This is a genomic window from Sphingomonas sp. Root710, assembly GCF_001429065.1.
Taxonomy (GTDB): domain Bacteria; phylum Pseudomonadota; class Alphaproteobacteria; order Sphingomonadales; family Sphingomonadaceae; genus Rhizorhabdus.
Genome location: NZ_LMIB01000001.1, coordinates 1,652,585 through 1,668,422, shown reverse-complemented (window position 1 = coordinate 1,668,422; position 15,838 = coordinate 1,652,585). Strand labels below are relative to the sequence as shown.

At 64.2% G+C, this 15,838-nt stretch carries 11 protein-coding genes and 1 tRNA gene; 9 read left to right on the top strand and 3 right to left on the bottom strand.

All coding sequences use genetic code 11. The annotated features are described in order from the left end of the window. Positions 1-15 precede the first annotated feature (15 nt). Entirely contained in the window at positions 16-267 is a 252-nt protein-coding gene (locus ASE00_RS07780) for a ribbon-helix-helix domain-containing protein (protein WP_056378757.1), read from the top strand. Here the strand turns inward: ASE00_RS07780 and ASE00_RS07775 are convergent. The 3 genes from ASE00_RS07775 to ASE00_RS07765 all read right to left on the bottom strand — a co-directional run bounded on the left by ASE00_RS07775 (position 261) and on the right by ASE00_RS07765 (position 7,507). Continuing rightward, positions 261-1,223, bottom strand: a complete 963-nt coding sequence (locus tag ASE00_RS07775) for a hypothetical protein (protein ID WP_056378755.1) — start codon at positions 1,221-1,223, stop codon at positions 261-263. The two genes, ASE00_RS07780 and ASE00_RS07775, sit on opposite strands and share 7 nt — an antisense overlap. A 194-nt stretch (positions 1,224-1,417) precedes the next feature. Beyond that, positions 1,418-6,061: an NAD-glutamate dehydrogenase gene (locus ASE00_RS07770; protein ID WP_056378752.1), complete on the bottom strand. Its 4,644-nt coding sequence runs from the start codon at positions 6,059-6,061 to the stop codon at positions 1,418-1,420. Between the two features lie 207 nt (positions 6,062-6,268). Beyond that, a complete protein-coding gene (locus ASE00_RS07765) occupies positions 6,269-7,507 on the bottom strand; it encodes a hypothetical protein (protein WP_056378750.1) in 1,239 nt (412 codons plus the stop codon). A 176-nt stretch (positions 7,508-7,683) separates the two neighbouring features. Between ASE00_RS07765 and ASE00_RS07760 the strand changes: the two genes are divergently transcribed. The 8 genes from ASE00_RS07760 (at position 7,684) to ASE00_RS07720 (ending at position 15,838) form a co-directional block, all read left to right on the top strand. Next, positions 7,684-7,759 (top strand) — tRNA-Thr (locus ASE00_RS07760). A gap of 154 nt (positions 7,760-7,913) precedes the next feature. Then, entirely contained in the window at positions 7,914-9,131 is a 1,218-nt protein-coding gene (locus ASE00_RS07755) for a tyrosine-type recombinase/integrase (protein ID WP_056378748.1), read from the top strand. Between the two features lie 320 nt (positions 9,132-9,451). Continuing rightward, the gene (locus ASE00_RS07750; protein WP_056378746.1) at positions 9,452-10,585 is read left to right on the top strand and encodes a hypothetical protein; all 1,134 of its coding nucleotides are present in this window, start codon (positions 9,452-9,454) and stop codon (positions 10,583-10,585) included. Between the two features lie 459 nt (positions 10,586-11,044). Beyond that, on the top strand, positions 11,045-12,127 hold the full coding sequence (locus ASE00_RS07745) for a helix-turn-helix transcriptional regulator (RefSeq protein ID WP_056378744.1): 1,083 nt from the start codon (positions 11,045-11,047) through the stop codon (positions 12,125-12,127). A gap of 147 nt (positions 12,128-12,274) precedes the next feature. Then, on the top strand, positions 12,275-13,801 hold the full coding sequence (locus ASE00_RS07740; protein WP_056378742.1) for a hypothetical protein: 1,527 nt from the start codon (positions 12,275-12,277) through the stop codon (positions 13,799-13,801). A 69-nt stretch (positions 13,802-13,870) separates the two neighbouring features. Then, a complete protein-coding gene (locus ASE00_RS07735; RefSeq protein WP_156405316.1) occupies positions 13,871-14,641 on the top strand; it encodes a hypothetical protein in 771 nt (256 codons plus the stop codon). 142 nt (positions 14,642-14,783) lie between these two features. Then, positions 14,784-15,278, top strand: a complete 495-nt coding sequence (locus tag ASE00_RS22855) for a c-type cytochrome (RefSeq protein WP_082594517.1) — start codon at positions 14,784-14,786, stop codon at positions 15,276-15,278. A 56-nt stretch (positions 15,279-15,334) separates the two neighbouring features. After that, positions 15,335-15,838, top strand: a complete 504-nt coding sequence (locus tag ASE00_RS07720; RefSeq protein WP_235538567.1) for a c-type cytochrome — start codon at positions 15,335-15,337, stop codon at positions 15,836-15,838.

Genomic DNA, 15,838 nt, shown 5'->3' with positions numbered 1-15,838 from the left:
GAACGGGATCGCGCGGTGGCGGGCCCGGTCAAGCGTTCGGTGAACATTGCCGGCCACGCCACCTCGATCACGCTCGAGCCGGTCTTCTGGGATGCGCTGGTCCGCGCGGCGGGGGAGGAGGCGGTGCCGCTCAACGCGCTGGTCGCGCGGATCGACGCCGAACGGGTCCAGGATGACGCCCTGCCCAACCTCGCCAGCGCGATCCGGGTCTGGCTGTTCCGGCGGGCGGTGGCTGGGGCCACCGCTGCGGGGGTGGAGGATCAGTAGACCGCCTGGCGGTAGAGGCCCTGGTCGGTCATCTCCTGCAGCACGTCCTCGCCGAGCAGGCTGAGCAGCGCGGAGTTGACGTCGTCGCCCATCAGCCTGCTGCCGCAGACATAGATGGCGGCGCCCGCGAACACCCAGTCGAGCAGCGGGGTCTGCGCGTCCTCGATCTGGTCGGTGACATGGCGCTGCTCGCGGCCCTCGCCGGGGAAGACGAGGTCGCAACGTTCGAGATGGCCCGACGCGACCCAGTCGGTGATCACCGCGGCGAGCACCTTGTCGCCCGAACTGTTGCGGTCGCCGAAGATCAGCCAGTTGCGCGTCCCCGCGGGCCGCGCCTTGATCTGCGCCTGCAGCCCCGCGAGGCCGGTCGCATTGCCGATCAGGATCAGCGGGGTGTCGTCGGGCGGGGGCAGGAAGCCGGGGGTGTCGCGCAGCGCGAGCGCGACCTGCTGCCCGGTCCCGATCTCCTGGCACAACCAGCGCGAGCGGCGGCCTTGATCGGGGCCTTGCTGTGCGCACAGCCGCACGACGATCTCGATCGCGCCCTCTTCAGGCAGCGAGCCGATCATATAGTCGCCGGCCGGCGCGCCGAGCGCCGCTTCGCCTTCCAGAACGTCGGCGGGCGGGCCGCAATAGATGTTGGCGACCGCCCCGGCACGCCAGCGCGGCAGGCCATCCTCGGGCTCCAGGCGCAGCCGGTAGAGCGGTCCGCCGGCCGAATCCGGATTGGCGATCTCGCGCCCGACCAGCCGCCAGGCGGCATAGGGCGGCAAAGGCGCCGGTGCTGCTGCCGGCGGCGCGGAGGCGGGAGAGGCGACGGGAACGGCGGGACGCGGATCGGGCGCCTCGAACCCGCCACCGCCATGGCTGCGGCGCGTGAGCACGAAGGCAAGCAGGATGAACAGCAGGACGGCGAGGCCGGCGCCGGCCAGCATCAGATAGTTGAAGCCGCTCACCGACAGCCCCGCAGCAGGATCGATCGCATCAGCCGCTGCCTCCCATCAGCCGCAGACGGGGAAGATCGATCGAACCGACGCGCGATTTACCATGCGCAGATCCCATCGTCAGCACCCCTTGCGTTCACGATGATAGGCGCGCTGCAGGCAGGGTGACAATGATCCAACGGGACGATTCTACAATAAGTTACCTTTCATCTCGTGAGCAGTGCGCGCGCCTGTGCGGCGATCTGGCCGAGCATCGCCGCGGTTGGCGCGGCCGCGCCCCGCGCGCGTTCGACAGTCTGACGGAACTGATCGGCGCGCGCCTGATGCTGGTCGATCCAGTCGCGAACCGCCTTGCCCGGATCGGTCTTGCCGTGGCGTGCCAGGAAATCGAGCCGGATCTGGCCGAACTCGCGCGCCAGCCCTGCGACGAGCAACCTTTCCCAGCTGTCTGCGCTGCGGAAGCGCATCGCGGCGGACTTGGCCCAGTCGAGGCCCAGCGCTTCGCCCAGCACGACATAGGCGCGGGTGACGTCGACTTCATCGGCGGCCAGTTCGCTTGCCAGCGCAGCGGTGCCGATCGCGCCTTCCAGTTCGGCGATCCGCGTCACCGCGTCGATCAGCGCCTTGTCGACCCCGTCGGTGCCGATCCGCTGGCGCAACATCTCGGACTGCTGGCGCGCCTCGGCCTTGATCAGTTCGCCCCGCGCCTTATCGAGCCGTGCGAGACCGGGCCGCAGCATATCGACCATCGTGCCGATGTCGGTGTCGGGCGCGGTGCTGCGCAGCAGGTCGGCGACGTGCGACCGGCCAAGTTCGGCGAGGGTGTCGAGCAGCGTCAAGCGCGCCTGTTCGGTGATCGTCGCCTGTTCGACCTTAGTGAACAACGGCTCGAGCTGGAACAGCGCGTCGATCGTGAAATAGGCCGCGGCGACCTGCGCCAGCGAGCAGCCCTCCTCCTCCGCCATCTCGAACGGCGCGACGAGGCCAATCCGGTTGATCACCCGGTTCGACATCTTGGTGGCGATGATCTGCGGGCGCAACCGGTGCGCGTCGATCGCGTCGGCATGCTCCTTCTGCATCGCCAGCGGGAAGGCGGCGTGCAGCAACGGAGTCAGCATCGGATCAGCGGTCCGCTCGCTATTCTCGATCGCGTCCTGCAGCGCCAGCTTGCCGTGCGACAGCAGCACCGCCAGCTCGGGCCGGGTCAGCCCGTGCTGGTCCTGCGCGCGGCGCAGCAGCATCTCGTTATTGTCGAATCCGTCGACCGCGCGGTTGACGCGGCCCGCTTCCTCCAGGATCTCGATGACGCGCAGCTGCGACGGCAGCGCCTCCGCGCCGCCCCTTTCGGCGAGCGACAGCGCAAGCGTCTGCAGCCGGTTGTCCTCCAGCACGATATGCGCGACGTCCCCGGTCATCTTCTCGAGCAACGCGTTTCGCTTCTCGAAGGCGAGGCGGCCCTCGATCATCTCGCGGTTGAGCGCGATCTTGATGTTGACCTCATTGTCCGAGCAGTCGACACCCGCGGAATTGTCGATGAAGTCGGTGTTGATCCGCCCGCCCTTCGCCGCGAAGGCGATGCGTCCGGCCTGGGTCACGCCCAGATTGGCGCCTTCGCCGATCACCCGCGCACGGACCTGATCGCCATCGACGCGATGTGCTTCATTCGCTCGGTCGCCGACTTCGGGATTGGTTTCGGAGCGCGCCTTCACATAGGTGCCGATCCCGCCGAACCAGAGGAGGTCGACCGGCGCCTTGAGGATCGCCGCGATAAGCGCCGATGGATCGAGCACATCGTCTTCAATGCCCAGTGCGGCCTTGACCTGCGGGGTGATCGGGATCTCCTTCTGGTCGCGCGGGAAGACGCCGCCGCCCTTGGAGATCAGCTTCGCGGAATAATCGGCCCAGCTCGACCGGGGCAGCGCGAACATGCGCTTGCGCTCGGCGTAACTCTTCGCCGCATCGGGATCGGGGTCGAGGAAGATGTGGCGATGATCGAACGCCGCGACCAGTCTGATCGTCTCCGACAGCAGCATGCCGTTGCCGAACACGTCGCCCGACATGTCGCCGCAGCCGACGACGCGGATCTCGTCCTTTTGCACGTCGACGCCCATCTCGGCGAAATGGCGCTGGACCGATACCCAGGCGCCCCGCGCTGTGATGCCCATCGCCTTATGGTCGTAACCATGGCTGCCGCCCGAGGCGAAGGCATCGCCCAGCCAGAAGCCGCGCTCGACCGCGATCGCATTGGCGACGTCGGAGAAGGTCGCGGTGCCCTTGTCGGCGGCGACGACGAAATAGGGATCGTCGCCGTCACGGATCGCGACCTTGGGAGGATGGACCACCTTGCCCTCGACGATATTGTCGGTGACCGACAACAGCGCGCGGATGAAGATGCGGTAGCTTTCCGTGCCCTCGGCCAGCCAGGCATCGCGATCGGCCATCGACGGCAACTGCTTGGGATAGAAGCCGCCCTTCGCGCCGGTCGGGACGATCACCGCATTTTTTACGACCTGCGCCTTCATCAGGCCCAGTATCTCTGTCCGGAAGTCGTCGCGCCGGTCGGACCAGCGCAGGCCGCCGCGCGCGATCGGGCCGCCGCGCAGGTGAATGCCCTCGACACGTGGGCTGTAGACCCAGATCTCGCGCCACGGCACCGGCGCGGGCAAGCCGGGAACGCCGCTAGAATCGATCTTGAAGGCCAGCGCTTCGGCCGCTGCGGGAGAGAAGGCGTTGGTGCGCAGCGTCGCGCGCACGACCGCGCGGAAACGGCGCAGCATGCGATCGTCGTCGATCGCCTTGACCTTCTTCAGGCCGGTTTCGATCTCGCCGTTGATCCGTTCGGCCTCGGCCTTGTCGCTGCGCGACGGGTGATGCAGCGCGCGGAAATAGGCGATTACGTCGCGGGCGACGCCGGGCGCCTTCTTCAGCGCTTCGACCGCCGTACCGAGACCATAAGCGAAGCCGGTCTGGCGCAGATAACGGAACCAGGCGCGGAACAGCAGCGCCTCATCCGGCGAGAGCCCCACGGTCACGATAAGCTCGTTGAACAGGTCGTTCTCCGCACGGCCTTCCAGCGTGGCGGCAATCGCGGCTTCGGCGATGCCGGCTCGCTCGATCAGGCTGGCGGCGGTCGCCGCGTCGGCCAGGTCGAGCCGGAATTCGTGAATGAAGCTCGGCTTCTCGCCGTCGAGGGTGGTCGGGATCTCCTCGATCACGCGAAAGCCGAAATTCTCCAGCACTGGCACCGCCTCGGACAGCGGAATCAACGCGCCGCGCCGATAGATCTTCATCCGCAGCCGATTTTCGGGATCCTTATCACTGCGATAGAGCCGGCAGCTGCGCGCATCGCCGTCGGGCAGGGCGTTCAGCCGCACGATGTCGGTCGCCGCCTCGGCCGGGGTCGAATGGGTGCGATAAGCTATCGGGAAGGATTCGGCATAGTCGATTGCAAGCCGCGCCGAGCGGTTGCCCGTTTCCAGTTCGGCCAGCTGGGCTTCGACCGCCGGCTCCCAGCCTCGCAGCATCTCGGTCAACCGCGCGTCGAGCGGCGCGCTGTCGGGCGTGGACGCCTCGGGCGGCAGATCGAACATGTAGCGGATCTGCGCGATATCACCCTCGCCCAGATGCAGCGACCAGTTGGACATCGTCGCGCCGGTCGCATCGGTCAGCATCTCCGCGATCGCGGTGCGCCGCGCGGTGGTGAGCAGCTCGCGGGGCAGCCAGACGAAGGCCACGAGATGTTCGCCCAGGGTCGAACGCGCCATTTCGATACGAGGACGCGGCCTGTCGACCAGCGACATCGCGGTCAGCGCGACGCGCTCCAGGGCTTCGGGCGGGAGGGCGAGGATCAGGTCCGGCGGAAGTTCCGACAACGCATGATGCAACGCCTTGCCTGCATGGCCGCGCGGATCGAAGCCGAGCCGCTCCTCGAGAGCTGCGAGCCGGCTGCGCAGCACCGGGATATCCTCTGTGGCGGCGCGCAGCGCCGCGCTGGTCCAGAGACCCGCATGGACCGATAAGCCCGTCACCTTCTTGCCGGTGCGCACCGGCGTGACGATCAGATCGAGCGGTGCGCGGCGATGCACGGTCGACCGGCAGTCCGACTTCATCAACAGGGGCGCAGCGCCCCCGCTCTCGAACCACTCGACTGCCGCCTGCGCGATCGAGGCGCGCCAGAGCACCGGCTCGCCGACCCGCAATATCCCCAGCCGCTCGCTGGCCTCGCCCCTGGCCGAGTCGACACGGTGGCCGAGCAGGGTGAGATTGCCGTCGAGCAGCCAGCGGAGCAGCGCCGCACCCTCGCCGTCGGGCAGTGATTCGGCGGCGTCGCGCAGCGTCACCTGCATCTGCGGCCAGTCGCGTACCGCGGCGCGGACATCGGCGAGGACGCGGGCGATCGTCTGCGCGAGTGCCTGACGTTCGCGCGCGTCGATCCGCTCGGCCTCCAGATAGATCAGGGATTCGTGGCGTTCGCCGGTCGATCCCTGCGGCAGCAGTGCGATCAGCCCGCCGTCCTGGTCGCGTCGCACCGCGGCGACGGGGTGGAGCAGGCGGCGGACCTCCACCCCCTGCGCGGCCAGCGTGGCGGACACCGAGTCGACGAGAAAAGGCATGTCGTCATTGACGACCGCGATCCGCATCAGGCGGCGTCCGCCGCTATTGCCGGCGATGCTCTGGATGGCGATCGCCGCCGCACCGGGCAGCCGCCGCCGGGCCGTCTGGGCCAGGAAGGCGGCGGCCGCGTCGAGCCGCTCTCCGCTTAAATCGTCGGTTTCGCCGGGAAGTGCGCCGGTCGTCAGCGCCTTGGCGAAGATCTGGGTGAAATCCTGCGCATCGGATGCCTCAGGCATCTTCGTAGCGGTATCCATCTTAGGTCGGCTCCTGCTCCCCGCGCCGGTCTGCGCCGGTCTGCGTTGGGAATATGAAGGCAGCTATGGACCCAGATCATGACGGTCACAACCCGCGGCGAACCCCGTAGCGATATTCGCAAGGGTGATGCGGCGGGCGGCGCAACCCGGTCATATCATGACCCGGATCGCAGCTTTTGTGTAATTTTATCAGGCGGTAAAGCGCTTAAGCGCCTTGTCGACCAGCGAGCGCTCGACGATCGGACGCGATAGGATGGCCACCCGTCCGTCGCTTTCACGCCGGGCGACGAGCAGCATGATCTCTCCTTCGACGTCGCCCAGGTCGACGACGGCCCGGGCGGGCGCGCTGCCCAGCATCATCCGCGCCGACTGGGCGCGGTCGACCTTGAGCGCCGGACGCCGCTCGCCGCGTTCGGCGGCGACGACCGCCTTGATCCCGCCGGCCAAGCCCGACAGCCAGGAGCCTAGCATGCCCGCGGTTAGGCAAAGCCGGCGCGCATGGGTGAGCACCGCAGCGAACTCGGTCAGCCGCTTGCGATCATAATCACGGCCGAACACCAGCTTGACGACCGGTGTCATCGGCGCGCGCGCCTGCGGCACGATGCCCGCCTCCGCGAGCAGTGCGGCAAATCCTTCGGCGTCGGCATCAGCGGCAAGAGCAACGTCATAAGCGAAGGACAGCGCGCGATAGAGCGCATGACGGCTGCGGCCTTCGCAGTCGCGTGCTTCATGTGCCAGTTCGCGGGCGTCCTCGATGAGTTCGGCGAGCGAGAGGCTCTCGTCGATCAAAGCGGAGGGAGTGGCGGCGGGCACCTCTTCCTCAGCCTCGGCTACCGGCTGGGCCGGGCCGGCAAAGGCGGTGGTCACCGCCTGGACGATGTCGGGCGACAGGGCATGCTCGCCCGGTTCTTTCCAGTTCACGACGCCATGGATCAGGTCGATGACCTTGCCGTCGGAGGAATAGGGCATGAGGATGCCGCGATAGAGCATCGGCTGGCCGCGCAGGCTGACGAATTCGGCTTCGAAGCCGACCGGCGCGCGGTTGTCGAGGATTTCGGTATAATGTTCGGTGAGCCGCGCCAGGATCACGCGCGACGGCACATCGGCCACGGTGCGGACGTCGGCGCCGATCTCGCCCTCCGCGCGCAACGCGTCGCCAAGATAGGCGATCGTCGGATTGGTCCGGTCGGCGGTGAAATCGAGCAGCACCGAATAGGGGCCGAATTCGCCGAGCTGGTCCGAATCGAGATCGTCGATCGACGGATAATCGCGGCCGTTGAGCAGCGACAGCCACAGCTCATAGGCGCGGACATGCATGCGGCGTTCGTCGGTGCCGATCATCGGCGGCAGGTCCATGCAAGGCTCATCGCTGATCGGGAAATCCCAATCGGTTAGATCCTCCGCAGCGAACGAGCGATAATCTTCCATCTTCGGTCCTCAACATCGACGCGCGATCACGCGGGTTCGCCACGATCGCCGGGACTCTATGCGCCCGGGCGGGTTGAGGATTGGTAAAGGCCGGAACAATCTTCGCGATCGTTCGCGATAGAGCGACCCGGCGCTTGAACAAGCCGGTGAGCGCTGTTAAGGGCGCGCTTCGGTTCGCCGCTTTAGCTCAGTTGGTAGAGCATCGCATTCGTAATGCGGGGGTCACAGGTTCGAGTCCTGTAAGCGGCACCAGTACATATAGAGAACATGGGTAGAAAACCCTTATAAAACAGGCTATAACTGGCCTGTTAGCGTCTCATGTTTTCTCACTATGTTCCACCGTGGTCCACTCAAAGCGGGCCAAAAAACATGGGACCACGAAGCTTCGAAGGAGGCGTGGCCCACTATGCTTACCACCACCCAAATCCGCTCCCTCAAACCGGCGAATCGCCCTTACAAAGTCGCGGATGCCAAGGGGCTCTATCTATTGGTGCAGCCTACCGGCTCCCTGCTCTGGCGCTTCCGTTTCAGAAAGTTCGGGGTCGAGAAGAAGCTTTCCTTCGGCTCGTTCCCTGACGTGTCCCTGCAGGACGCCCGCAAGGCCCGCGATGAGGCGCGTAATCAGCTTGAGGAAGGGGTCGATCCGGTTGAGGAAAAGCGCCAACGTAAGCTCGAGGCCGAGCTGGCCGCCAAGACGACCTTCGATCTCGTCGCTGAGGAATATATCCAGAAAATCGAGCGGGAAGGGAAGGCGCCCGCCACGATTAAGAAGGCACGCTGGTTTCTCTATCTGCTCAGTCCGATTGGTAAGCGCCCGATCGCGTCGATTACGCCGCACGAGTTGCTGGACGTCCTCAAGAGGGTCGAGCGACGGGGGCATCATGAGACCGCCTTGCGTCTTCGCGCCTTTGCAGGCCGCGTCTTTCGCTATGGTTTTGCGACGCTGCGCACAGAGCGAAACCCGGCCGATATTCTGCGGGGCGCCCTCGTCGTGCCGCAGGTGAAGCATCATGCCGCGATCGTCGATCCAGCGAGGGTGGGAACCCTGCTTCGTGCTATCGACGACTATAATGGTCGCCCCGAAACGGTATTTGCTCTCCGGCTTGCTCCGCATGTTTTCCTGCGGCCGGGAGAGTTGCGGCAGGCGAAATGGGGGGAAGTGGATTTCGCTGAGAAGGTCTGGAGGGTCCCGGCTGAGCGGATGAAGATGAAGCAACCGCACGCTGTGCCGTTGTCCAAACAGTCTCTCTATCTGCTCCAGGAACTACGATCGCTGGCGCGCCAGAGCGAGTTTCTTTTTCCGGCGCTTCACACCACTCGGCGGCCCCTGTCCGAGAATACACTCAATGTTGCCCTGCGGCGGCTCGGATATGGCCATGACGAGATGACGAGCCACGGCTTCCGGGCGATGGCCAGTACGTTGCTCAATGAATCAGGCTTATGGCATCCGGATGCTATCGAGCGGGCGCTCGCGCACGGCGAGCACAATAAAGTAAGGGCAGCCTACCACCGCGGGGCGCATTGGGCTGAGCGGGTTCGCATGGCGCAGTGGTGGTCAGATTATCTCGACCGGCTTCGGATTGGCGGAAAGGTTGTGAGAGGTAAGTTTCGGAAGCCTGCCTAGGCGGATTTTGGGCTGGGGCTGACTGACGGGTTCACGTTTCGCATTGGCGAAAGTCGACAAAGGCCGACAAGCCTCAATTTTAAATCAAGCTGCCATCCCTCGTGCTGATTTGACGAAGTTTACTGCGGGTACGTAACAGGAGCATGGTCAGCGAAGGATTGAAATGACTGGCGCTAACTTACAGTCAGTGGAATTTCCGAAGATGTGAGGTTCATCCGGTCCCTGCCGGATGCAGCGTCAATGCGATGTCTTATCGAAATGCTTATGTTACCAGGCGGTTCGAGGGGCAGCCGAGATCGGACGGGGGGAAAGGTTTTTAGATGATTGGTTCAAGGCTAGCCGCGACAGGCGCGCTGTACTCCTTGATGGTTGGTGCAACAGTGCCCGCCGCAGCCGAAAGCTGGGGTTTTGATGCGCGGCCTGGACCTCTATTGCCGGTGGGTCAAGCGGTGGACGCCCAGGCGGGCATCGGGGACGTCAAAGGTCCTATGGGAATCCGTATGGCCTGCTACGAACTTCCGTTCGAATCCGACCGGGCCTATCGTATTACGGTCAGGGTGGATCGGGCGAGTAGCGGCGCCTGGGTTGCAGATGGTTGTGAAAATAGCGCTACAGTACTCAAAGACTCTAACGCGGATGCGCAGGCTGATAAGCTAATCTTGTATCGTACACATGACCTTGGAAACCGGGCGCGGTTTCTGCGCGTGAACTTGTGGGGTCGCGGGAAACCCTACCGCGTCATGCTCGAACTGGTCGCGTCCACGCCTAGCGAGTTGACGGCATTCGATGCAGAGGTCCTCCGAGCGGAAGAAGCGCGAGTGTTGGCCCGGCAGCGAATGGCGCAGCAGCGAGCTTCGAGATCTGACTCCGGGCTATTTGGCGCGTTAGCGATGGGAGTTGGTGCTGCGCTGGGGGGCGGGAACGCGGAGCAGGTCGCCGGGTTCGCCATGAAAGGTGCTGAACTTACCAGCGACGACGCGAATATGCGCAGTGCGCTCGCTGGGCAGGCTGACAGCCTCATCGCATCCGGTACTCAGCACATGATGGATAAAAATAAGTACCGGAGCGGTGCCAGTCCGAGCGGTACGCCCGTGCAAGCTCCGACGATTGATGTTGGATCGCAGACGAAGTTGGCCTCCTCTGGCAGTTCACCGTCAGCACAGCAGCCGGGTATCACCATGTATGGCTTTTGCTGGGCGAGCGTTACCGATGCGGGCGACAGCCCGATCTACCATTCGCAGGTCGGGCGCACAGATCGGTATCTGAACGGCGCCACGGCCGACTTTCCCAATGACTCGTGGATCCATCGGATGGAGCGCGAGTTTGCAGGACAGATCGGAGCTCACGCTGGTCTGATCTGCTACGAAAATGCTTCTTCCTCAGGCTTCGATTACACCATCTCCATGAATTCCCAGGGACACCCGATCATCCAAGTGCCCTGGCGGCCATATTGACCAGCAACGGCGCAACGGCTTCATCGACCTCCCTTCCTCTCATGAAGGGCATTATGGGACTTAGCTCCGCCGTGTCGGCAGCTTCGGTGGCTACGCCCTGTGCTTGATTTACGATCTACGATGAGTTCAACACTCGGCTGCTGAACGGGTGCATTGCCCATGCCTCTTCGAGCCGCTCATGCCCGATGCTTCGGATGCGTCATGAGCTTGCTGTCGACTGCGCCCGTTATGACAGCCTGAGAAGACGCCATGGAACACCACGACATGTTCGAGATGGTAGGGGTGTTGACGCTGTGTTGCGTCGCGCCATGTCTACGACGAACTAGCCGCCGATGTGGTGGACGCGTTCCGAAGGTGCTCTCGTCACAACGCCTTGAAATGCCGCCTGAACCGGGCTTTATTCTGCGGTGGCAGGCGTAGGCTTGGGAACGACGACTCTGCCGGAGCGAGCGTTTATCAGTGCCAGAAGTCGATCTCATCGCCGACATTTATGAAGCGGGTGCGATCCCGTCGCGGTGGCCAGCGCTTTTGGACCGCATCGCCCGACGTCTTGCCGCTCGCGGCGGCAACTTGATTCGCAGCACCGATAGTGGGCTGGTCGTCCACAGCTCGGAACACATGGTCGAAATCTCTGCTGATTTCGATCGGCTTGGCTGGAACCGCGACAACAGCCGTGTCGGCCGGCTCATCGCGCGTCAGCCATATGCCGGGTTTCTCTCGGACAGCGACCTGCATACCGAAAAGGAACTTGCGACACTGCCGATGTACGTCGAATTCCTCAATCCGCGCGGCGTGGCCGCGGGATCCGGTACAATGATCCAGGGCAGTCGCGACGACGCACTGATTGTGGCAATCGAGGGCTTCGCCGATCATGCCGCCTCGCGCGCGGCGTCACCCTACCTCAATGCACTCCGCCCGCATCTCGCGCGTGCTGCGATGCTGAGCGCTTTGGTTGAAGAGGGGCGTCGTCGCGCGGTGATCGCGGCGTTGGAAATGATAGGCGTGGCGGCCGCGCTGCTCGATGGCCAAGGGCGGTTAAGGGAGGCCAATGCCGCCTTCCTCACGTTCACCGGCACGCTCTTGCATGACAAGCATGCACGGATCGAGATCGTCCATCCCGCTGCCAATCAAACGCTCGCCAACGCGCTCGATCGCCTACGCAAAGGCGGTGGCGGTAGCTCGATGCCTCTGCGCGATGCGGACGGGCGGGCGATTGCCGCGTTACACCTGGTGCCTATCGTGAGGCAGGCGCGGGACCTGTTCCCCGAAATGAGCGGGATAGTGATCATTGCCGATGCAGCTAACCGACGAATGCCAAGCGCCGACCTGCTGCAGATGTTGTTCGATCTGACCCCGACGGAGGCGATCGTCGCTCGCCATATCGCGGGCGGCGCGGCACCCGGCGGAATCGCCGCCGCGATGGGCTGTAGTGTCGTAACAGTACGCAGCCATCTCAAGACCATTTTTTTGAAAACGGGCGCGACCCGTCAGGCCGATCTCGCCAGCCTGCTCGGCGCGTTCAGCGGCTTCGCTGCCAGTTAAGAGCGCCTCCTTCATTTGAAGGAGGCGGCGGTCAGTGGGAGGCGGTAGGTTGCAAGTCGGAGCGCGGCGGGAGCGGCTGCAATGCGGCGTAAGATGTTTTGGGGGGGCGCTATGGCTCGGAAATTTGGTACGGGGATCGCGGTCACGATGGCGATGTTTCTCGCGGGCAGGGCGGCTGCGCAAGACGATAGCCTTGCCAAGGCCTATGCAGCGCAATGTGCCGCGGGCGAGCAGACCGCGGCCTGCAAAGTGCTGCGCGATGCGATCGATAAGCAGGATCCGCCCGAGTCCGCTGCGGCGGACGCCAATTCGGTGTGGATCGGTGCCTCGTTGCACATGTACACCAGCCGCGAACTCGGAAAATTGTCCGATCCGGATCGGCCGCCGGCGCGGATTGAATTCACCTATCCCACATCGCCGGCGCGCATCGCGGGGTTGCTTCCTGGCGACATCGTGATGACGGTCGCCGGCGCCCCCGTTTCCTTGGAAACGATGGCCGAAACCGTTCGCGCCCAGCCCCTTGGCAAGCCGATCGATATCGGCATTCTTCGCCGCGGCGTTGCGTCGATCCTCACGATGACGCCGACTTCAAGGCCTGACATAGATACCGCCTTGGCATTGGCGCGAACTGACAAATCGATCTCGCGCGACGAGTCCGCGCGCAGACTCTATCCGGGAAGGGCGATCTCGGCGGCGACCTCCGAGCAAGATGCCGGTGACAGCGGGATTTGGCGCGTAGCCTGTTATGGGATAGATGCGCCGGTCGGCAGCGGGGTCCGCGTCGATCTTGCTCCATACGGCCAGCGCGCGGTGCTGATGATCACCAATAGTTGTACGCCGCGGTCGGGTTCCTTCGCCGCCGAGGACAATGGCGGCCCGCGGGGTGATCTGACCGCCATCACGGAGCGCAAGAGCTGGCGGTTATACGCGCAGGCTTGGCTGCGCGGATCGGGCAAGAACTATAAGATCGGCGTTACCCTCCTCTCCCCCCGCGAGCTCGCCGCATGGCGCGCACAACAGCAGCAAGCCGCGCTGGCCAAGGCCCAGGGCGGCGACAGCGGCCTGCTGGGCGGGTTGATGATGGCAGCGGGTGCCGCGATGGCCGGCGGTAATGCCCAGCAGGTGATGGGTTTCGGCATGAAGGGGGTCGAGATGACCACCGACGATGCCCTGACCCGTCAAGCGGTGAGCGGCGTCGGCGATCAAATGGTCTCTGATGGTGTGCGAACGATGGCAATGCAGCATGCGCAACACGCCGCGCAGGCGGCGGGCCCAACCCAGGGTGGGGTGGCTGGGGCAAGGGCGGCCGTCGCGCCGACGCAGCCGGTGGTGGCGGTAGCTGGCAGGACCACAGGCGTCAGTGGCACCGGCGGCATACCGCTGCGTTTCTACTATACTGTCGCTCTCGTGCCGGGACCAAAGAGCACACGCAACTTGGTGTGTTTCAGTGAAATCGTCTCCCCCTCGGCTTCGATCGATCCACATGGTCAGGATCATTATGCAAAGGTCAACGCTGCGGCAGAGCCCTATCGTTCGCGCTTCCTCGACGAATGCAGCCGGCGCGGCCAACTCTTTGGCAATCCGACATTGGTCAGTAACGTCGAACAGGGGGCAAACTTCGACTCCATCCACCGCCTTCGGCATCCGGAGGACATTTATGTTCGGATCGATTGAACGCGGCAGGCCGGCTGCGCGGGAGGCAAACCCCGGCTCCCGGCCTGCCACGGCTCCAGTTGCTGGGTGATGTTCGTGGCGGCTAGGGCGATTAGACAATCCATGACAAGAATTGGTCACCGCTGTGACGATTTGCGGGGGTGGGGCACGCAAATCCGATGGTCGATCGGCGTTGCTGCGCTGCTGATCGCAGGGCTGGTTTCGAGTCCTGCGCTGGCGGGCGAAGTATTCGTTCTGGGTAACACCCAGAGCGGTCATGTCGTGATCCGCGGCAACAGTGTGGATGCCGCCGACCAGGCTAATATCGCGGCGAAGGCTATCCGTCCCGCCGGCTGGACTCTGCTGTTCGCTGACGATGCGCCAGGTTGGGGTGCGGTCGTTTGCGTTCATCATGCCAAGGGCTTCACTTTCTTTCCGGCTACCGGCCAGCCGAGCGAGGTCGATGCGATCAAGCTGTCGCAAGCAGCGGCGCAGAAGTTCGTCGCCACCGTCGGCGGTTCTCTAGTGCTGCTTTGCGCGCCGCATTGGAACAATCGCGGCGATCCTATCGCATTCGGGTCGGCGGGGCTGGAGAGCATGACCGCAGCGCAGCCGGAAAAGGCTGTCGTCGATCGCGCCATCTCCGCCGCCAAGGGGATGGTCTATCGTCAGGTGTCCCACTCACAGGAGGATTATAACCGCTACTGCGTAGCGCCGCGGCCGTCCGCGAAGGCAGAGCTGGCGCCGATCGGCAATGGCGTCGTTCGGCGCATCGACAAACGACCGCCGCCCAAGATTTGGCGTGCGGCAGATTGGTGCCCGAAGCATGAGCCTAGTGCGACGGTGGGTATCCGTAACTAATACCTGGCTCGTTGCGCTGTCAGCGCGCGCACCACCGGGAATCTCCTTTCATCGTCGCGACGAGAAGTGGGCTAGTCAGGCCGACCCAAAGCCGTCCATATCGCGGCATGCGGTTTGCCAGCCGTGCGAGAGGTAGAGCGACATGAACGATGCCGCGATCGAGATGGGGGCCGAGCGACTCTGTGGCGCGCGTGCCGGCGCGAGCCCGTGCCAGCTCGATGATCTGCGCACCGAAAAACATCGCATTGAGCGTAAACATGCTTCCATCGCGCGGCGCTTAATTATGCGCGCGATTTTAATATTAGCGCCGGCTATAATGAGCAGCTGCCAGCAATTGCCCGCTACGCCAGTCGCTATGGGTCGAGCCGATGAGGGAGAGCTCATGATAGCGCGCGAGGCCTGCGGTTCGTGCCATCTTATTCCTGGCATCGAGGGGGCCGATGGTATGGCAGGTCCCTCGCTTGCGCATTTCGCATCACGGCAGATGATCGTCGGAGTGCTCGCGAACTCTCCTGGTAATCTAGAGCATTATCTCAAATCGCCCGCGTCGATCGTAACGACCAACGCGATGCCCGATCAGCACCTTACCGACGAGCAGGCGCGCAATATCGCTGCCTACCTTTATACGCTCCGCTGATGGCGATCCGGCGAAAAATTGGGACAAAACCACTGCTACTCGGATGGCTGCTAGGGATGTTGACTGCGGCAGTCATCGGCCTCCTTGTGTCGGCCCTGATCCTGTTCGGTATCGCCTATGATACCAGTGCCGACAGTCCTCACCCCAAGCCGATCGCTTGGGCGATCCACATGACGATGATTCATTCCGTGAAATGGCGCGCCGCCACCGGCGGACCGCCGCCTACCATGGATCGGGCAAGGCTGCTGGCCGGGGCGAAGGTGTACGAGGCGCGATGCATAGAGTGCCATGGCGGCCCCGGCGTCGCCAGGGCGCCGTGGGTGAGTGCCATGCTGCCGACGCCGCCCTTCCTGCTCGATGCGCGGGTACGTTGGCGGCACCACGAACTCGAACATATCGTGCGGCATGGCGTAAAGATGACCGCCATGCCGGCATGGGGAGAGTTACTCTCCGATCGGCAGATAACCGACGTCGTAGCGTTTGTCGAAGCGGTGCCGATGTTGGCTCCGGGCGATTTTGCCCGGCTTCGCGAGAGTGTTCGCGCTCAGCCGGCGAACTAA